We start from the raw sequence: 17906 nt of genomic DNA on the forward strand, positions 1-17906 counted from the left end.
CATTCTCTTTACCCGGCATTCACCTTTGGCTTGGGAAACAGGTTGTCGAGGGTTTCCAGCAGCCGCACGTGATAGATCGGCTTGCGGAACAGGTCCAGCACCTGCAACCGCAGCATGTCGCTCACGTCCTCCATGTCCGCATGTCCCGACGTCACGATCACCGGCAGATGCTGGCGCGAGGTGTGCTCGCGCAAACGCTTGATCAGCGACATGCCGCTCTCTTCCGGCATGCGCAGATCGGTGATCACCAGGGCGATATCGGGATGGCGGGTCAGGTGATGCAGGGCGAGTTTGACCGATGTGGCGGTATGACAGACGAAGCCTTCGCCTTCCAGCAACTCCGCCAGCTCCAGCAACGCGTCCTCTTCGTCGTCAACCAGAAGCAACTGTTGGCGTGGGGAAGAAGACACGTTCATGGGCAGTACCTGAAAGCTGAATGGAAGATCGAGTGTAGCCCGACATCAGCAAGGTGCTGGCGCAACTTCGATTACGGAGTTGGCCGGGTTTGCGCAGTGCCGCCCAGCGACACCAGGACGTTGTTGAAGATCGCCAGCATACGATCACCCAGCGGGGTGACAAAAACGACAACCACCACGGCGACCATGGCCACGACGATGGCGTATTCGATTGCCGAAGCGCCCTCTTCATGTTTGTACAACAGCAGGGCTTTGGCCATTAAATAATCAACGATCATTCGAAACATGTGCCCACTCCTTTGCGCTCCTGGCGCCGATGAAACGGCAGCGGCAAAGCGTTCGCCGTGCCATTTGAGCATTGTCAACAAACCCCCTCCCAACAACTGTAAGAACGGATTAGTCATAAAGGATTAGTCGCTTCGTCTCTCCCGGTATTTCGACTGCTAATTGGCCAACACCCATACTTTCGTGGGTTATTTGCCTGTCAGTAATGGCGTTTTGGCTTGTTTCAGCTAGCGTGGAAATAGCGAAATAGTTGGATGTTCATAGCTGCCTGATTGCGATGTTCCCTTGGTAGGAAGTGCGGGCTGGTAGTGCAGCAGGAAAGGGAGAGCCGTCATGAACAGTCGTGTGACCATGGGCCTTGCAGCGGTGCTTTTACTGGGCGCCATCGTTGTCGGATATTGGGGCCTGGTGCTCAGCCGCCAACCCGCTCCGGTGGCCGAGGCTCCCGCGCCGACGGTGGTCACCGTCGAAACAACCGTCGCTGCCGCCGAAGACCAGACCCGTCAACCTGTCGTGGTGCTGGTGCGTGACGTCCCGCCATTCACCCCCCTTACTGCCGCCGATCTGGCCGTTGAAAAACTGCTCAGCGCCCCCGCCGGCAGCCTCGGCACCATCGAGCAGGCCGTGGGCCGCACGCCGTGGCGCCACCTGAGCGCCGGCACCTGGCTCAACGAAGAAAGCTTCGAGGCTGGCGGCACACTGGCGCGCATGATCCACAGTGACGAGCGCGCACTGGCCGTGTCGGTCGATGAAGTGATCGGTGCGGCCGGGCAGTTGATCCCCGGGGATTACGTCGACGTGCTGTTGTACCTGCGCCAGGACGCCAGCAATCCGCAGCAGTCGGCACAGATTGTGGTACCGGCCATGCGCGTGCTGGGAGTCGGCGAACAGTACGGCCTGACCAACGACGGTCAGCCGTCCGCTCCCGCAATGAGTGCCGACGACAAGATCAAACAGGACCAGCGCCGGCTCACCGCGCGCACCGTGGTGCTGGCGGTGCCTGAACAATTGTTGAGTCGAATGATGCTCGCCACTCAGGTCGGGACGTTGCGCCTGGCCGTGCGCAGCAGTGAAGAACAGCGCCTGGCCAAGTACTGGGCCGGCGAAAGTCAGGCACCGGACAAATTGGTCGCCGCCAACAGTCAACTCTTCCAGTTCACGCAGCTGGCGCTGGGGACAGCGCCGAAAGCGTTGTCGAGCGGCGACCAAGCTGTGGCGGCACGGCCCGCAGTGGAAGTGATTCGCGGCAATCAGACCAACAACAAAACCCATGACTGAGCAAGGATCCAAGTGCATGCAGAGTCGTTCCTGGCCGACCTTCAATCCCGTGCTCCGGGCCTTGCTGCTGATGGGACTGTCAATCAATGCCGCGCACGCGGCTACCGGCAACTGCGCGGCCCTCGGGCGCTTGCCGCCGGTGATCGAAATCAACGAAGGCTGGCAGCAGGACATGCAATCACCGGTGGCGATCACACGCCTGGCCATCGGTGATCCGAAAATCGCCGACGTGCATGCCAATGGCAATTCCTCGTTCCTGCTCACTGCCGTGGCGCCGGGCGCTACCAGTCTCATGGTCTGGACCGGCTGCTCCAGCGAGCCGCGTCAGAGCATGGTCTTCGTCAAGGGCGCCGCCACTTCGGCCCTCACCAACACCAGTGCGCTGCCGTCGGATGATGCGCTGTTGCCCTCGCAGGTCCAGACCGACATTCGCTTCGTCGAAGTCAGCCGCACCAAGCTCAAGCAGGCGTCGGCTTCGCTGATCGGCACCCGCGGCAACTTCCTGTTCGGCTCACCCGGAACCCTGCCGCCCATCGACGGCGTCCCGCAACCGCGATTGCCGGTGGACAACGCGCTGTTCAACTTCTCGTGGATCGGCGGCAAGACCATGGCGATCATCAATGCCCTCGAGGGCAGCGGCTTCGCCTACACCCTGGCGCGGCCAAGCCTGGTGGCTCTCAATGGGCAAAGCGCAAGTTTCCTCGCGGGCGGGCAGATTCCGATTCCGGTGCCCAGCTCCGGTAGCGACAACGTGTCGATCGAATACAAGGAATTCGGCATCCGCCTGACCCTGACGCCCACCATCATCAGCCACGATCGCATCGCCCTGAAAGTGGCACCGGAAGTCAGCGAACTGGATTTCAGCAAAGCGGTGAACATCGCCGGCACCACGGTGCCGGCCCTGGCCATCCGTCGCACGGACACCAGCATTTCCCTGGCCGATGGCGAGAGTTTTGTCATCAGCGGTCTGATCAGCACCACCAACTCATCCCAGGTCGACAAGTTTCCGGGGTTGGGCGATATCCCGGTGCTCGGGGCCTTTTTCAAAAGCTCGCAGATCAAACGCGAAGAGCGTGAGCTGCTGATGATCGTCACCCCGCATCTGGTGCGCCCGCTCTCGGCGGAGGCACAACTGCCGTCGTTGCCGGGTGAAAAACTGCGCAACTACGATCCGAATTTCTACCGCATGTTCTTCCTGGAAAACGGTAACTTCGACAAGCGCAGCGGGTTGTCCCAATGAGCCAGAGCCTGAGTCAGACCTTCCTCGCCATCACCCGCAACAACACCGATCTGGAGTGGCTGCAAAGCGCGCTTGCGCCGTTGGGCCAGGTGGTCAGTGCCGGTGGCGGCAGCCTCGACGAATTGCTCGCACTGGTGGACGTGACCTTCGCCAGCCTGGTGTTCGTCGGCCTCGACCGCGAACACGTGGTGGCCCAGAGCGCGCTGATTGAAGGCGCGCTGGAGGCCAAACCGATGCTGGCGATCGTTGCCCTCGGCGATGGCATGGACAATCAGCTTGTACTGAATGCGATGCGCGCCGGGGCACGGGATTTCGTCGCCTATGGTTCGCGTTCCAGCGAAGTGGCCGGGCTGGTGCGGCGCTTGAGCAAGCGCCTGCCGCCGGTGACCCATAACGCACAACTGGGCGGTCTGACGGTGTTGTACGGCGTACAGAGCAGTTCCGACGGCGCGCTACTGGCCAACCATATGGCACTGGTGGTGCAAAAGAGCGGACAGCAGACGCTGCTGCTGGATCTAGGTCTGCCCCGTGGCGACAGCCTGGCGTTGCTGGGGCTGGAGAGTTCGTTCCACTTCGGCGATGCCTTGCGCCACCTGCGCAGGCTCGACGCCACGTTGATCGACAGTGCCTTCACCAGCGCCGAAGCGGGGCTGCGGATTCTGGCGTACGCCGACAACGACGAGCCGCTGGAAAGCACCAGCGCCGCCGAGCTGTACATGTTGCTCAGCGCCTTGCGCCAGCACTTCCAGCACATCGTCGTGAACCTCACCGGCCAGCCCGACAGCGAAGCCCTGCGCACCTTCGTCAGTCATTGCGACAAGCTGCTGTGGTACACCGACCAGAGCGTTCTCGATTGCCGGCGCAATCTGGCGGTGTTCAATCTGTGGCGGGAAAAAGGCATGAAACTCGATCACGGACGGCTGCTGGTCGACCGCTATCTGAGCAACGTCGCGCCGGATGCGGACACCCTCGGCAAGACCTTCAACCTGGAAGTGATCGCCGTGCTGGCCTTGAGTCCGGAGCTGCGCATGAACGCCAAGAACCAGGGCGTCAGCCTGTTTGAACTGGCCCCCCGGGAGAAACTCACCCAGAGCCTGCGAGTGCTCGGCGAACGGCTGGCCAAACGCTCCGAAGGCCTGGCCAAACCCAAGGTCACCTGGTTCGACCGGTTGCGAGGCACCTCATGAGCCCGGAAAAACTCTTCGGTGCGCCGGCGCGTGGCCAGTCGGGCAACACCGACCACGAAGGCCTGAAACTGGTCCTGCATCGGTACATCATCGATGCCATCGAGGAGTCCGGGAAAAACCTGCTGGAAGGTTCGCGGCAGTTGCTGGCGCAATTCGTCACCGACAAGGTCGCCGAATACATCGCCCGTCTGCACCTGGCGATTTCACGTTACGAGATGGAGCGGCTGGCGGAAGAAATCGTCGATGAGCTGACCGGATTCGGCCCGCTGGAAGTGTTGCTGCGCGACAGCGCCGTGACCGAGATTCTGGTCAACGGCCCGCACCGGGTGTTCGTCGAGCGTGACGGCGTACTGCATCAGAGTGACTTGCGTTTCATCGATGCACATCACGTCGAACGGGTCATGCAGCGCATTCTGGCGCCGCTCGGGCGCCGGCTGGACGAGTCTTCGCCGATGGTCGATGCACGCCTGCCCGACGGCAGCCGGGTCAACGCGATCATCCCGCCGATCGCCCTCGACGGTCCGTGCCTGTCGATTCGAAAATTCCGCAAGGACATGCTCAAGAGCAGCGACCTGATTGCGATGCAGACCATCGACCTGCCGATTTTCGAGTGCTTCCAGGAGGCCGTGGGCAAGCGCTGCAACATCCTGATCAGCGGCGGCACGGGCACCGGCAAGACCACGCTGCTGAACATTCTCAGCCAACTCATCAACCCCCACGAACGGTTGGTAACCATTGAAGACGTCGCCGAACTGCAACTCGGCCATCCTCACGTGGTGCGCCTGGAAACCCGGCCGCCGAATGCCGAGGGCCATGGCGAGGTCAAGGCCAGCGACCTGATCCGCAACGCCCTGCGGATGCGTCCGGACCGGATCATTCTCGGCGAGATCCGCGGCGTCGAAGTGCTCGACGTGTTGACGGCGATGAACACCGGTCACGACGGCTCGATGAGCACGGTCCACGCCAACAACGCCCAGGATGCATTGCTGCGTCTGGAAACCCTGGTCGGCCTGACCGGGCGCACGGTGGCCGAACGCACCCTGCGGCAGATGATCTGCGCGGCGCTCGACGTGATCATTCAATTGACCCGCATGCCCGACGGCCGCCGCTGTGTCAGTGAAGTGGTGGAAGTGGTCGGCGTGCGCGAAGACGTGTACGTCACCAACACCCTGTTCCGTCTGGATCGGCGCACCGGTTTCGGCTTCCTGCGCGAGGCGGTCAACCCGGCCGGCGACAAGTTGCGGCACGAGTCGAGTCTGGGCTAAGCGCATGGAGCCTTCGTCATGATCGGACCGGTGATCCTGATCGTCCTCTGCCTGCTGTTGTTGGGGCTGTCGATTCGCCTGTTCCTGCAAGGTGTGCGCAAGACTGCCAACGAACGGGTGCTCTCGCGCCTCGCCGCCGGGCAGCCCCAGGGCGTTGCCGAAAAAACCTCGTGGACCGGGCTGGAGCGGATGTTTTTGCGGGCCGGCCTCGGTCGGCCGAACGAGCACTTCGGGCTTTGGCTGTCGTTGTGGGTTGTGGCCACGATGCTGGGTTACCTGCTGGCCGACTGGATCGGTCTGCTGGTGCTGATACTCGCGCCGCCGCTGATTCTGCGGCTGTACATCGCGTGGCGATATCGGCGTCGGCTCAAGCGGATGATCGAACAGTTGCCGCAGTTGCTCGACCACACCGTGCGCAGCCTCAAGTCCGGCCGGACCCTGAGCGATGCAGTGATGGGCGGCATCGAAACCAGTGAGGACCCGTTGAAAGCCGCGATGGGCCGGGTGCAGCGCAACGTGCAGCTGGGGGTGAACCTGCCGGACGCGGTCAGTGATTTCGCCGAGCTCTACGAGCAGGACGAATTGCGCATGTTCGCCCTGGGCCTGAAGGTCAACCACCGCTACGGCGGTAATGCCAGCGAGTTGCTGGAGAACCTGATCAAGCTGATTCGCGAACGCGACCAGGGTGCCCGGCAACTGCGCGCGCTGACCGGCGAAACCCGGATGACCGCGTGGGTGCTCGGATCGCTGCCGGTGATCCTGGTCAGTTACTTCATGCTGACCAATCCCGGCTACATGCTCGGTATGTGGAACGACTCGGGCGGTCGGACCATGCTGATTATCGCGGTGGTGTTGCAGGTCTCCGGTTGCCTGGCGCTGTGGCGCATGTTGAGGAGTGTCTGACATGCTGATGCTGGCCAGTCTCATGCTGTTGCTCGGGGCGCTGTTGCTGGTCGGCAATCACCTGCTGACCGAGCGGCGTCGAGTGCGTCAGGTCAACCAGCGTCTGCAGGGGCACCTGGTGCGCGAGAACCGTTTCGGCAACTGGCTGCGGGCACTGGGCAGCAGCCGGTTCGGCCAGCGCTCGGTGAGCATCGACAGTGAAACCCAGACCCTGCTCAGCCGTCTTGGCTGGCGCCGGGCCAGCGAGCGCTCGCTGTTTGCCGCGTGCCAGATCGGCACGCCGCTGCTGACGCTGGGGCTTGGCCTGTTTCTGAAAGAAGTGTTTTTCCCCCTCGCCCCCAACGGCTGGCTGGTGCCGATGATCGCCACAGGCGTTGGTTATCTTGTGCCCAAACGCCTGCTGGCGTACGCCGCTGGCCGGCGGCAGAAAATCATCGCGGTGGAAGTGTCGACGTTCATCCCGCTGCTGCGGATCCTGTTCGAATCCGGCATGGCTGTCGAACAGGCCCTGCGTGTGCTCAGTATCGAAGGGCAGAAACTGCTGCCGGAGCTGACCAGCGAACTGCGCCTGATTCTGGCCCGTGTCGACTCCGGCCTCGAGCTCGGACAGGAGTTGAACAAGGCGGCCGCGATGCTGGCGGTGGATGAGTTCACCGACACCTGCGTGATCCTGCAACAACTGATTCAACAGGGCGGCGGGGCGATGAAATCGCTGCTGACGCTCAAGCAACTGCTGGATGACCGACGCCTGACACGATTGCAGGAATACATCTCGAAGATGTCGGCGAAGATGTCGGTGGTCATGATGCTGTTACTGTTCCCGGCCTTGCTGATCGTTTTGGCGGGCCCGGGTTTTACCGCAATCACTCGGGCGTTTGCGTCCTGACAATGAAAATGACTATGGCGATGGAGAGCGATGGATGAAAGCACTGATGGTTGTGGCAAGTCTGTTGCTGCTCGGCGGTTGCGCAACGGACGGTCAGGCGCCGTGGACGACGATGCTGGCGCCGGCCAGTTGCAGCAAGTTGAGTTCCGAACAGGAACTGTCGCTGAACCTGGCGGATGATCTGGTCAACGACGGCAAGCTGCACGCCAGCCTGGCCAACCTGCAGGGCCTGCCCGACAACCTCGTCGAGGTGCGGCTGCGCAAAGCCAAGGTCTATCGCCTGCTGGGACGCAGCGAAGCCGAGCCGTTGTATCGCAGCCTGCTCGGCACGTGCCTGAACGCCGACGCCGAACATGGCCTGGGCCAGTTGTATGCCGCCCGTGGCGACAACGGTCAGGCGCAGGCCCACCTGCAACGGGCGGCGCGGCTGGCGCCGACCAATGAAGACATCCGCAACGATCTGGGCGTGGTGTACCTCAATCAGCTGCGGCTCGAAGACGCTCGCTTCGAGTTTCTGACGGCCATCGAGTTGAAGCAGAACAATCAGTTGGCGACGCTGAATCTGGTGACCCTGCTGCTCTACCAGAACAACTGGCAGCAAGCTGCGGAAGTGGTCAGCCGCGCGCACCTGACCCCGGAACAGTTCACCGATGCCCAGGAACGCGCGGAGAAACTCAAGTCGCCGGTCAAGGCCAGACCTGTCGCTGGCAATCAGGTTGCCGTGGCGGTTGATGCGCAACCGGCGACGATCAAGTGAGCCTCAAGGAGCTGCCATGAACACGTTCAAGACGCTGTGCTGCCTGAGTCTGCTGAGTCTGCCGCTCGGCGCACTGGCCATCGATGCCGGCCCGGCCTCGGCGCAGCAGCAGGAAACCGAAGGCTGGCTGTTGCTGCAAAGCCGCAACAAGGCTGCGTCCCCCGATCCGCAGGCGGCCACGGCCACCGAGCGTGAACTGGCGATGCAGCGCTGGCTGAAGAAGTACAAATATGAGATTCCCGATTTCTACGACCCGGATGCGGGTGGCAAGATCGAGAAGCAGTAGTCGCGCTTCGCAGGCCACCGCAGTTGCCTGCGGCAGCGGCCTATAACTGATAGCTGAAACTGATGCTGTAGCGCGGCCGGCGATTGAAGGTGTCCAGCGCTTCATCCGACATTGCCTTGGCGGCTTCCAGGGCGATGTTGTAGTACTTCGCATCGCCAAATCTCAGACCGAACGCCGCCGATGACAGGTTGTTGGCCTGCACCGGCAATTCATTGAACCAGCTGCGCGAGCGGTCGAGCACGAAATACGGTTGCAGGATGCGCACCCAGTTGCCGTCGCGGTTGAAGCTGTAGTTGATCTCGTAAGCCACGCCCCAGCCCTTGTCGCCGGATGCCTGATCGTCGGGATATCCGCGGCCGAAATTCTGCCCGCCGAACACCGCGCGCTCGCTATCGGGCAGGGTGTCGCGGCTCCAGTACAACGCAGCCGACAGCACTCCTTGCCAGTTGTCGAGGAACTTGTCGCTCTGTACCCCCGACAGGCGCACTCGGAAGAAGTCGAGGTCGATGGCGCTGTTGTTGGTGTGTGCACCCAGGCTGTCGAAGCCCTGATAGACGCCGCCACTGAGGATCCGCAGTTGCCGGGCATCGGCCTTGCGCCAGTCGCTTTCGAAGGCGAGGGCGCGGATGTCGGTGCGTTCTTCGACGCTCAGCGGGTAGCCGATCACCTTGTAGCGGGTCTTGTCGTTGACGGCGTACAGGCGCGATCCGGCGGTCAGCAATTCATCCGAGGCGGCAATCAGCGGGAGGGTGAAACCGAGCGAATAACGATCGTTTTCACGGTGCGGCTTGAGTTCCAGTCCGTTGTTCAACAGCACGTTGGTGCCGGGGTCGGCGCGATAGCGTGAGGCCGACAGACTCAGTTGTGCGCCTTCATCGTTGATGAACTGGTTGTAGTCCAGCCGGTAGTAATGCTCGTGATCATCCCCCGGTGGAAACAGGCCGCTGAGGCTCAATTGTTCGCCCATCGACGTTTGTGAATTGCTGCTGACGCCGAGCAGGGCCTGGGTGCCGTTGCGGTTGTCTTCGGTGGTGCTCAGGGTGCTGGTGAACGGCTTGCGACTGGCCTGGGCCACCAGCGTCGTCGCGCCGTCGGTGGTGCCGGGCGGCGGCACCTGGGCCTGGATCGTCACGCCGGGAATGCGGGTCATCAGCGTGGTGTAGCGCTCGAACGTCTTGCGCGTCAGCGGGCGTTCGGCCTGGAGCTTGGCGGCCAGCCGGTCGAGCAGGGCTTTGACCCGTCCGACGTCGCCGGCGATCTGCACGTCGCGCACGTAACCTTCCACCAGCACCACGCGCGCCACGCCGTCATCGAAGGTTTGTTGTGGCAGGAAGGCGTAGGACAGCAGATAACCGTCCTGTTGATAACGACGGGTGATCGTGCGGGTGGCTTCGATCAGGTCGGCGAGGCTGCTCTCGCGGCCGATCAGGGGTTTGTAGATTTCGGCCAGTTCGTTCAGTGGATAGAGCGTGCCGCCTTCGATCTGCACGGTCCTGAGGTTGATCTTCGTGCCCATCAGCAACGGCTGGGCGGCCGTGGCGCCGGGCTCCGGCACTTGCAGCGGCGCGGCGTTCGGCCGGTAGGCGTCGGCGGGCAGGTTCGGCACCGGCAGGTTGCGGATGGTTTCGTTGCTGTTGAGAAAGCTGGGCAGGGTGTCGGCGAGGGCGGTGGAACTGAGACTGAGCAACAGCAGGGATGCCATGACGCGCATAGGACACTCCATGTTCAAACCCGCAGCACGGGGCTGGGTTTCTCCTAAGAAAAAAGCGGAAGACTCGTGGGAATCTTCCGCCCTCAACCAAGCGTAGGCGCTGTAGGTAAGGCCGTCGAATCGGCCAGGTGCAAATCAGCGATTGCGACCGCCCAGGGCGCCGGTGAGGCCGCCGAGGACGCCACCCAGTCCGCCGCCGGTCCCGGTGGCAGTGCCACCGTTGACCAGTCCGCCGACTGCTGTGACCGTGTTGCCCACCGTGGTGACGGTGTTGCCGACCGCGGTGACGACAGGATTGGCATTGGTGCTGGCAATCGTGTTGCCGAGATTGCCGACGGCGCCGCCAACCTGGCCGGTGAGACCGGCGACCGGAGAGCCGAGCCCGGTGGCAGTGCCGACATTCTGGGTCAGGCTGGTGACCGCAGTGGTGACCGGTGCAAGTCCGGCACCGACGTTGTTGCCCAGCGTTGCCAACGGAGTGGTCGGGCTGGTGATCGGCGAGCCCGAGCCGCCGAGCACGGTGTTGAGCGAGGCCACGGTGTTGCCGGCCGCTGCCAGCACGCCACCGGGTGCGGCGAGAGTGCCATTGCCGCTGCTCAAGCCGGCGCCGACGTTCACGACTGCGCCGGCGACGGTTTGCAGCAAGCCATTGTTGCCCAGACCACCACCGACGCCCGTTCCCGAACCGGTGCCGTTGGCGACCAGTCCACCGGCCTTGCCGACAGCGGTGCCGACATTGCTCAAGGCACCGCCGACAGTGTTGGTCAGGGCGTTGCCGTTGCCGGCGTCGGTGACTTTGTCGCCTACTCCATCGACGGTGCTGCCGACTTTCTGCAGCAGGCCGTTTACGGGAGCACCCAGCCCCGTAGCGCTGCCGAGTTTGTCCGTGGTGCTTTCGACCATGGCAATCACCGGTACCAGTTTGCTGCCCACTTCTTTGGTAACCGAGCCGAGCGGGCCGGTGGTGGTAGCGGTGCTGAGCGTGTCACCGAGCATGGTGACTTTTTCACCGACTCCGTTGAGCAGTGGAGCGACTTTGGTCACCACACCGCCGACCACTGGAACGCTGCCGGTGGCAGTCGCCAGTTTGCCGCTGAGGTCGGACACGCCGTTGCCCACATCCTGCACCACGCCGCCGACAGCCGAAGCGGTGACGCCCAGACCGTTGTCGGTGGTCGCCAGTTTGCCGATGCCGTTGGCTACGCCGTCGCCCAGCGTGGTCACCACGTTGCCGGCGGTTTTCGCTGCGCTTTGCACCACACCGCCAACGACCGGCACGCCGCTCAGGGAGTCACCGACCTGGCCGACACCATTACCCACTCCGCTGACGGTATTGCCGACGTCCTGCACCAGTGTGGTGGTAACCAGAGGCGTCGGAGTGCCCGGATTGGTGGGGTTGGTCGGGTCCGTCGGGTCGGTGGGATTGGTCGGATTGGTTGGATCCGTCGGGGTCGTCGTGCCGCCAGTTCCGCCGGTGCCACCCGTGCCCGCCGTATCACCGGTGCCTCCGGTACCGCCCGTGCCGCCAGTACCCGCAGTCGAACTGTCGGGGGAAGAGCTGCCGGAGCTGCTGTGATGACCGCCGCCGCCACTGCTGCAACCGGCCAGACCGAGAGAGAGAATAAGGGCCAGTGCTGTTGCCGACTTGCACCACGCCTGAGCTTTCATGTGGGTTTTCATGAGGGTTATTCCTTGCACCTGTGACAACGTTCGTTGACTTCGACGGCTCGCCGGTTCTGTTGCCGGCAATGCCTTCGTCCGTTGTGCTCATATCAGTCGCAAGGCTGGATCCACGCCATTCTCAAGTTGGTATTAACGCCTTTATGCAGGGGGCGGCGAGTGCCGCCTAACGACTAATACCGAGGATATAGGCGCGCAAAAAAAAGCCTTGAAAATCAAGGCTGGGTTTCGGCGAGGGACGTTTGTGCGGCGCGGGAAAACTTAAGTGATATATACACAATTGAGCAGGTTTTCCCGGCCTCGATGTCAGGCTACCGGCTGCCAGTTGCCCGCCATGTGCTCCAGATCCCCGGCGCCGATCAGGCGTAACTCACCGCTGGAACCGGCCGCGCTGGCGAACAGGCTCACCTCGCTCGGCAGGCGCACCGGTTTGCGAAAATGCACGGTGACCTCAAGGTTGGCCTTGGGCAGATGATCCGCCAGTGCCGCCAGCGTCCGGGCCTTGTTCCACAGACCATGAGCGATGGCGGTTGGGAAACCGAACAGCTTGGCGCTGGCGGCACTCAAGTGAATCGGGTTGTAGTCGCCGGAGACTTTCGCGTACTGCCGGCCGATGTCCGTCGGCGCCTTCCATTGCGCCACTTGCGCGAGGGGCAGTGTCGGCTCCCAGGTCTGTTCGATCGCTTCGCCTTCGAGCTTCACGCCACGACAGAGCATCCGGCTTTCGGCTTCCCACAACGGGCCGAGTTGATCGTCGAGGGTGGTCAGCAGATCGAAGGTCGCGCCCTTCGGATGCGGTTGCAGGTTATGCACCCGGACGCTGACTTGCGCACGACTGATCCCGCCCATCGGCCGCAATACGCGGATGCGGTTGCTCAGATGAATCAGCCCCAGCAAAGGGAACGGAAACTCTTTGGCCGTCAGCAATTGCATCTGCAGGGCGAACGCCAGGATATGCGGATAGGTCGGCGGCAGCAGACCGTCATCGGTGAAACCGCAGACCTTGCGATACGCCGCCAGCCGTTTTCCATCCACCTCGACGGCACAGCGCAAGCCGCTGTCGGGCAGAGTGGTGCCGGTGATTTTGCGTCGGGTCGCCGCCCGGGCATACAGCCCCGGCAGGCTCGGCTCGTGGTGCAGCGTTTGCCATTCGATGGTCATGTTCAGGCCCCCAGAACGCTTTGGCCGCACACCCGCAACGCTTGCCCGGTGAACGCGCCGGTGCCCGGTTGGGCCAGCCAGGCCACGGCTTCGGCGACGTCTTGCGGCAGGCCGCCCTGGCCCAGCGAACTCATGCGCCGGCCGGCTTCGCGCAGGCCAAAGGGGATGTGCGCGGTCATCTGGGTCTCGATGAACCCCGGCGCCACGGCGTTGATGCTGATGCCGCGTTCCAGCAGCGTCGGCGCCCAGGCCTGGGCCAGTCCGATCAGGCCGGCCTTGCTCGCCGCGTAATTGGTCTGCCCGCGATTGCCGGCGATGCCGCTGATCGAGGCCAGCAGAATCACCCGCGCGTTATCGCGCAGGGTGCCGCTGTCGAGCAGGGCCTTGGTCAGCACTTGCGGGGCGTTGAGGTTGACCGCCAGCACCGCGTCCCAGAACTCGGGCGTCATGTTGGCCAGGGTCTTGTCGCGGGTGATGCCGGCGTTGTGCACCAGAATGTCGAGGCCGTCCGGCAACTGTTCGATCAGTTGCGTAGCGGCGTCTTCGGCGCAGATGTCGAGGGTGATGGCGCGCCCGCCGAGGCGAGCGGCCAGGGCTTCGAGATCGGTTTTCGCGGGCGGCACGTCGAGCAGGATCACCTCGGTGCCGTCACGGGCCAAAGTTTCGGCGATGGAGGCGCCGATGCCTCGCGCCGCGCCGGTGACCAGCGCCTTGCGCCCGGCCAGCGGGCGGGTCCAGTCGGTAACTTGAGTGGCGCAGGCCGTCAGACGAATCACTTGCCCGGAGACAAATGCGCTTTTTGGCGAGAGGAAAAACCGCAGCGGTCCTTCGAGCTGATCCTCGGCGCCTTCGCCGACGTAGATCAGTTGCAGCGTGCCGCCGCTGCGCAGCTCCTTGGCCAGCGAGCGGGAGAAACCTTCGAGCGCGCGCTGCGCACTGGCGGCAAACGGTTCGCGCAGGGTTTCCGGGGCGCGGCCGAGGATTACCAGATGCGCGCTGCTGTCGAGGTTCTTCATCAGTGGCTGGAAGAATTCGCGCAGCTGTTTGAGCTGGTCGGTGTGCTGCAAATCGCTGGCGTCGAACACCACGGCCTTGAGTTTCGGGCCATGGCCGGGAATCCATTGGGTGGCGGTCGCCGGTTGGTCGCCGTAGCGGTAGATCGCGTCGGTCAGGCGATTGGCGAAGGTGCTGACCCGCTCGGCCAGCGGCCCGCCGCCGATTAGCAGCGCACCTTCCACCGGCCGCAGGCGCCCGGCCTGCCAGCGTTCCAGCCTCACCGGCGACGGCAGGCCCAGGGCTCCGACCAGGCGGTGGCCGATGGACGAGTTGGCGAAGTCGATATAGCGGTCAGACATGGAACGCTCTCCAGAAGATGGGGTTCAAAGTGTGGACTGCGAAGGGCAATCAATCGTTCGATCCACGCAATAAGGCCTACGCTAGAACAGCAGAGTAGTTTGCCCTCGGCGCTTTTGTGGCCCGACCGGGTTTTCAGCGCTCGATTTTCAGTCCGGATATTTCACAAGGAGCATTTCATGAGTCAGCTGCGCCGCGTCGCGATCATTGGTGGCAACCGCATTCCGTTCGCCCGTTCCAACGGGCCGTATGCCACCGCGAGCAATCAGGTGATGCTCACCGCCGCCCTCGAAGGCCTGATCGAACGCTACAACCTGCACGGCCAGCGCATCGGCGAAGTGGTCGCGGGGGCGGTGCTGAAATTGTCACGGGATATGAACCTGACCCGCGAATGCGTGCTCGGCTCGCGCCTGTCACCGGCGACCCCGGCCTATGACATTCAACAGGCCTGCGGCACCGGCCTGGAAGCGGCGTTGCTGGTGGCAAACAAGATCGCCCTCGGCCAGATCGATTGCGGCATTGCCGGCGGCGTCGACACCACGTCCGACGCGCCGATCAGCGTCAGCGAAGGCCTGCGCAAGATCCTTCTGCAAGCCAACCGCGCCAAGACCACCGGCGACAAGCTCAAGACCTTCCTGCAATTGCGCCCGAGACACCTGATCCCCGAGTTTCCGCGCAACGGCGAACCGCGCACCGGCCTGTCGATGGGCGAGCACTGCGAGTTGATGGCGCAGACCTGGAACATCCCCCGCGAGGAACAGGATCAATTGGCCTTCGAAAGCCATCACAAACTGGCGGCGTCCTACAGCGAAGGCTGGCACAACGACCTGATGACCCCGTTCCTCGGCCTCACCCGCGACAACAACCTGCGCCCGGACCTGACCCTGGAGAAACTCGCGACCCTGAAACCGGCCTTCGAAAAAAGCGCCAAGGGCACGCTGACCGCCGGCAACTCCACGCCGCTGACTGATGGCGCCTCGGTGGTGCTGCTGGGTAGCGAGGAGTGGGCGAAGGAGCGTGGTCTGCCAATCCTCGCGTATCTGCGCGACGGCGAAGCGGCGGCGGTGGATTTCGTCAACGGCGCCGAAGGGCTGCTGATGGCTCCGGTATATGCGGTACCACGGTTGCTGGCGCGCAATGGTTTGACCTTGCAGGACTTCGACTACTACGAAATCCACGAGGCCTTTGCTGCGCAGGTGTTGTGCACGTTGAAGGCCTGGGAAGATCCGGAATACTGCAAGACCCGGCTCGGGCTGGACGCGCCGTTGGGGTCGATTGATCGTAGCCGTTTGAACGTCAAGGGCAGCTCGCTGGCGGCGGGGCATCCGTTTGCCGCGACGGGCGGGCGGATCGTGGCGAACCTGGCGAAGTTGCTGGATGCGGCGGGGCAGGGGCGGGGGTTGATTTCGATTTGTGCGGCGGGGGGGCAAGGTGTGACGGCGATCATCGAGCGCTGAAAGAACAAGAATCCCCTCTCCCAAAGGGAGAGGGGATTCCAAAGGTTACTCAGGTACGGAACCGCCGCACCAACCCATCCAGCTCATTCGACAACCCCGCCAGACTCTGCGAATCCAGCCGCGCCGAATTCGCCAGCTCCGCCACCAGTTGCGCATCACCATGAATCTGGCTGATGTGCCGATTGATGTCCTCGGCCACCTGATGCTGCTCTTCCGCCGCAGTCGCAATCTGCGTGTTCATGTCGCGAATCACATCCACCGACTCACGAATCTGCCCAAAGCTCTCCCGCGCCTCGCCAATGCGTGCCACCGATTGCTGCGACACATCAAGGCTGGCGCGCATCTGCTGAGTCACCGCGCTGGTGCGTTTGGCCAGGTTGCCCAGCAGCCCGTCGATTTCCGCCGTCGAATCCGCCGTGCGTTTGGCCAGTGCGCGAACCTCATCGGCCACCACCGCAAAACCACGGCCTTGCTCACCGGCCCGCGCTGCTTCGATGGCCGCATTGAGCGCCAGCAGGTTGGTCTGTTCGGCGATGGAACGGATGGTGCCGAGGATCGACTGGATGTCGTTGCTGTCGCGCTCCAGTTGTTGCATCGACTGCGCCGACTGCTCCAGTTCCTGGCTCAGTTGATCGACGCTGTGCACCGCCGCATCGATCTGCTGCTGACCTTCGCGGGCCTGGCGCTGGCCGCTGTCGGCCGACTCCGCTGCCTGGCTACAAGAGCGGGCGACTTCGTTGGCGGTGGCGACCATTTCGTGGAACGCGGTCGAGACCATGTCCACCGCTTCGCGCTGGCGTCCGGCGGCTTCGGCCATGTCGCCGGAAACCCGGGTCGAACTCTGCGAAGTGGCGAGGATTTTCCCGGCCGCGCCGCCGATGTGCTGGATCAGGCTGCGGATCGCGGTGAGGAACTGGTTGAACCAGTTGGCCAGTTGCGCGGTTTCGTCGCTGCCACGGATGTCGAGGTTCTTGGTCAGGTCGCCTTCGCCCTGGGCGATGCCTTCCAGACCGCTGGCCACGCTGCGGATCGGCCGCACGATGAGGCTGGCGAAACTGGCGCCGACCACGGCGAAGAACACCGCCAACACCGCAGCGATGATTGCGATCAGCCAGGTCAGTTGAGTGGCCGAACTCATTACGTCGTTCTGTTTGATCAGGCCGATGAAGGTCCAGCCCAGTTGCTCCGAGGGCCAGACGTTGGCCATGTAGCGTTCGCCGTTGAGCTCGATGTCAACCAGGCCTTTGCCGGCCTTGGCCAGTTGCGCGTAGCCGTCGCCGAGGCTGTCGAGTCGTTTGAAGTTGTGCTCCGGTTGCTTCGGATCGACCAGCACCGTGCCGGTGTTCTCCATCAGCATCAGGTAACCGCTTTCACCGAGCTTGATCTGTTTGACGATCTCGGTCAGTTGCTTGAGCGACACGTCAATGTTGACCACGCCACCCTGGGCGCCCAACTGGTTGGCGACCGCGCGCACGGTGCTGACCAGAACCGCGTCGTCGCCGGCCCAGTAATAGGCCTCGGTGCGCAGGGTCTTGCCCGGGTTGGCCATGGCGGTCTTGTACCACGGGCGGGTGCGCGGGTCGTAGTTGGCCATCTTTGGATCGCCCGGCCAGAAGGCATAGCCGCCGCTGTTCAATCCATAGGACACGTAGGAGTAGGCCGGGTGGGATTTGGCCAGCCCTTCGAACAGTGCAAACAGTTGCTTGTCGATCTCGCCATCGGAGGTATCGGCGGCGTTGGCGCTCATGCGGCTGCGAACGCTGCCGTCGGCGTTCTTCACCAGCGGTTGCGTCGCCAGGTAATCGACGTTCTGGCTGATGCCGTCAAAGAAAAGCTGCATGGCGTTGCTGACCTGACGGATCTCGCGCCCGCTGCTGTCGACAAAATCGTCCCGGGCATCGCTGCGCAGGTTCAGTACAACCAGCGTGGCGACCAGCACCACGGGCAAGCAGGCGATGATTGCAAACGCCCAGGTCAACTTCTGTTTGATGTTCATCCGCGCTCCAGATTTTCTTGTAGGCCCACGCAGTGCAGATGACTC

16 protein-coding genes and 1 pseudogene are annotated in these 17906 nt (G+C 63.1%); 9 read left to right on the forward strand and 8 right to left on the reverse strand.

Annotation, left to right across the window (positions count from 1 at the left end; translation table 11 throughout):
• Nucleotides 1-8: 8 nt before the first annotated feature.
• Both ABTV87_RS03290 and ABTV87_RS03295 read right to left on the reverse strand, forming a co-directional pair.
• Complete coding sequence (locus ABTV87_RS03290; RefSeq protein WP_007958451.1) at nt 9-416, reverse strand: response regulator; 408 nt, start codon at nt 414-416, stop codon at nt 9-11.
• Nucleotides 417-487: 71 nt separating this feature from the next.
• Entirely contained in the window at nt 488-694 is a 207-nt protein-coding gene (locus ABTV87_RS03295; protein ID WP_240665000.1) for a Flp family type IVb pilin, read from the reverse strand.
• Nucleotides 695-1034: 340 nt separating this feature from the next.
• Between ABTV87_RS03295 and cpaB the strand changes: the two genes are divergently transcribed.
• From cpaB to ABTV87_RS03335, 8 genes are read left to right on the forward strand one after another with little or no spacing between them, the layout of a single operon-like run.
• Nucleotides 1035-1979, forward strand: a complete 945-nt coding sequence (gene cpaB / locus ABTV87_RS03300; protein ID WP_433898987.1) for a Flp pilus assembly protein CpaB — start codon at nt 1035-1037, stop codon at nt 1977-1979.
• A gap of 16 nt (nt 1980-1995) precedes the next feature.
• Entirely contained in the window at nt 1996-3219 is a 1224-nt protein-coding gene (locus ABTV87_RS03305; protein ID WP_085609189.1) for a type II and III secretion system protein family protein, read from the forward strand.
• Nucleotides 3216-4406 carry a Flp pilus assembly protein, ATPase CpaE gene (locus ABTV87_RS03310; protein WP_007958455.1) on the forward strand — a complete coding sequence of 397 codons (1191 nt, stop codon included), beginning with the start codon at nt 3216-3218 and terminating at the stop codon, nt 4404-4406. The genes ABTV87_RS03305 and ABTV87_RS03310 overlap by 4 nt, the downstream gene beginning before the upstream one ends.
• Nucleotides 4403-5671: a CpaF family protein gene (locus ABTV87_RS03315; protein ID WP_085609188.1), complete on the forward strand. Its 1269-nt coding sequence runs from the start codon at nt 4403-4405 to the stop codon at nt 5669-5671. Before ABTV87_RS03310 ends, ABTV87_RS03315 begins: the two co-directional genes overlap by 4 nt.
• A gap of 18 nt (nt 5672-5689) precedes the next feature.
• On the forward strand, nt 5690-6574 hold the full coding sequence (locus tag ABTV87_RS03320; RefSeq protein ID WP_433898988.1) for a type II secretion system F family protein: 885 nt from the start codon (nt 5690-5692) through the stop codon (nt 6572-6574).
• A gap of 1 nt (nt 6575) precedes the next feature.
• Nucleotides 6576-7460: a type II secretion system F family protein gene (locus ABTV87_RS03325; protein ID WP_007958458.1), complete on the forward strand. Its 885-nt coding sequence runs from the start codon at nt 6576-6578 to the stop codon at nt 7458-7460.
• 34 nt (nt 7461-7494) lie between these two features.
• A complete protein-coding gene (locus tag ABTV87_RS03330) occupies nt 7495-8217 on the forward strand; it encodes a tetratricopeptide repeat protein (protein WP_007958459.1) in 723 nt (240 codons plus the stop codon).
• 16 nt (nt 8218-8233) lie between these two features.
• Nucleotides 8234-8503: a DUF3613 domain-containing protein gene (locus ABTV87_RS03335; protein WP_007958460.1), complete on the forward strand. Its 270-nt coding sequence runs from the start codon at nt 8234-8236 to the stop codon at nt 8501-8503.
• Nucleotides 8504-8543: 40 nt separating this feature from the next.
• Here the strand turns inward: ABTV87_RS03335 and ABTV87_RS03340 are convergent, their stop codons facing one another.
• The 4 genes from ABTV87_RS03340 to ABTV87_RS03355 form a co-directional block, all read right to left on the reverse strand.
• On the reverse strand, nt 8544-10214 hold the full coding sequence (locus ABTV87_RS03340; RefSeq protein ID WP_433898989.1) for a ShlB/FhaC/HecB family hemolysin secretion/activation protein: 1671 nt from the start codon (nt 10212-10214) through the stop codon (nt 8544-8546).
• 135 nt (nt 10215-10349) lie between these two features.
• On the reverse strand, nt 10350-11882 hold the full coding sequence (locus tag ABTV87_RS03345) for a collagen-like triple helix repeat-containing protein (RefSeq protein WP_433899832.1): 1533 nt from the start codon (nt 11880-11882) through the stop codon (nt 10350-10352).
• A 318-nt stretch (nt 11883-12200) separates the two neighbouring features.
• A complete protein-coding gene (locus ABTV87_RS03350) occupies nt 12201-13055 on the reverse strand; it encodes a MaoC family dehydratase (protein WP_433898990.1) in 855 nt (284 codons plus the stop codon).
• A gap of 2 nt (nt 13056-13057) precedes the next feature.
• On the reverse strand, nt 13058-14410 hold the full coding sequence (locus ABTV87_RS03355) for a 3-oxoacyl-ACP reductase (RefSeq protein ID WP_433898991.1): 1353 nt from the start codon (nt 14408-14410) through the stop codon (nt 13058-13060).
• Between the two features lie 177 nt (nt 14411-14587).
• Between ABTV87_RS03355 and ABTV87_RS03360 the strand changes: the two genes are divergently transcribed.
• Nucleotides 14588-15865, forward strand: a complete 1278-nt coding sequence (locus tag ABTV87_RS03360; protein WP_085666542.1) for an acetyl-CoA C-acetyltransferase — start codon at nt 14588-14590, stop codon at nt 15863-15865.
• A 49-nt stretch (nt 15866-15914) separates the two neighbouring features.
• Here the strand turns inward: ABTV87_RS03360 and ABTV87_RS03365 are convergent, their stop codons facing one another.
• Together ABTV87_RS03365 and ABTV87_RS03370 are read right to left on the reverse strand one after the other, a co-directional pair.
• Entirely contained in the window at nt 15915-16682 is a 768-nt protein-coding gene (locus tag ABTV87_RS03365) for a methyl-accepting chemotaxis protein (protein WP_371850984.1), read from the reverse strand.
• A 138-nt stretch (nt 16683-16820) separates the two neighbouring features.
• A pseudogene (locus tag ABTV87_RS03370) lies at nt 16821-17861 on the reverse strand (cache domain-containing protein); the annotation flags it as partial.
• Nucleotides 17862-17906: the final 45 nt, after the last annotated feature.

The organism is Pseudomonas sp. PSE1(2024) (assembly GCF_050990555.1).
In the GTDB taxonomy this organism is placed as follows: Bacteria; Pseudomonadota; Gammaproteobacteria; order Pseudomonadales; family Pseudomonadaceae; genus Aquipseudomonas; species Aquipseudomonas aphyarum.

Coding starts and splice junctions, on each gene's coding strand:
- ABTV87_RS03325 (WP_007958458.1), top strand. CDS start 6,576: ATGCTGATGCTGGCCAGTCTCATGCTGTTGCTCGGGGCGCTGTTGCTG.
- ABTV87_RS03315 (WP_085609188.1), top strand. CDS start 4,403: ATGAGCCCGGAAAAACTCTTCGGTGCGCCGGCGCGTGGCCAGTCGGGC.
- ABTV87_RS03365 (WP_371850984.1), bottom strand. CDS start 16,682: ATGGCCGAAGCCGCCGGACGCCAGCGCGAAGCGGTGGACATGGTCTCG.
- ABTV87_RS03330 (WP_007958459.1), top strand. CDS start 7,495: ATGAAAGCACTGATGGTTGTGGCAAGTCTGTTGCTGCTCGGCGGTTGC.
- ABTV87_RS03320 (WP_433898988.1), top strand. CDS start 5,690: ATGATCGGACCGGTGATCCTGATCGTCCTCTGCCTGCTGTTGTTGGGG.
- ABTV87_RS03340 (WP_433898989.1), bottom strand. CDS start 10,214: ATGCGCGTCATGGCATCCCTGCTGTTGCTCAGTCTCAGTTCCACCGCC.
- ABTV87_RS03355 (WP_433898991.1), bottom strand. CDS start 14,410: ATGTCTGACCGCTATATCGACTTCGCCAACTCGTCCATCGGCCACCGC.
- ABTV87_RS03350 (WP_433898990.1), bottom strand. CDS start 13,055: ATGACCATCGAATGGCAAACGCTGCACCACGAGCCGAGCCTGCCGGGG.
- ABTV87_RS03345 (WP_433899832.1), bottom strand. CDS start 11,882: ATGAAAGCTCAGGCGTGGTGCAAGTCGGCAACAGCACTGGCCCTTATT.
- ABTV87_RS03360 (WP_085666542.1), top strand. CDS start 14,588: ATGAGTCAGCTGCGCCGCGTCGCGATCATTGGTGGCAACCGCATTCCG.
- ABTV87_RS03290 (WP_007958451.1), bottom strand. CDS start 416: ATGAACGTGTCTTCTTCCCCACGCCAACAGTTGCTTCTGGTTGACGAC.
- ABTV87_RS03310 (WP_007958455.1), top strand. CDS start 3,216: ATGAGCCAGAGCCTGAGTCAGACCTTCCTCGCCATCACCCGCAACAAC.
- ABTV87_RS03295 (WP_240665000.1), bottom strand. CDS start 694: ATGATCGTTGATTATTTAATGGCCAAAGCCCTGCTGTTGTACAAACAT.
- ABTV87_RS03335 (WP_007958460.1), top strand. CDS start 8,234: ATGAACACGTTCAAGACGCTGTGCTGCCTGAGTCTGCTGAGTCTGCCG.
- cpaB (WP_433898987.1), top strand. CDS start 1,035: ATGAACAGTCGTGTGACCATGGGCCTTGCAGCGGTGCTTTTACTGGGC.
- ABTV87_RS03305 (WP_085609189.1), top strand. CDS start 1,996: ATGCAGAGTCGTTCCTGGCCGACCTTCAATCCCGTGCTCCGGGCCTTG.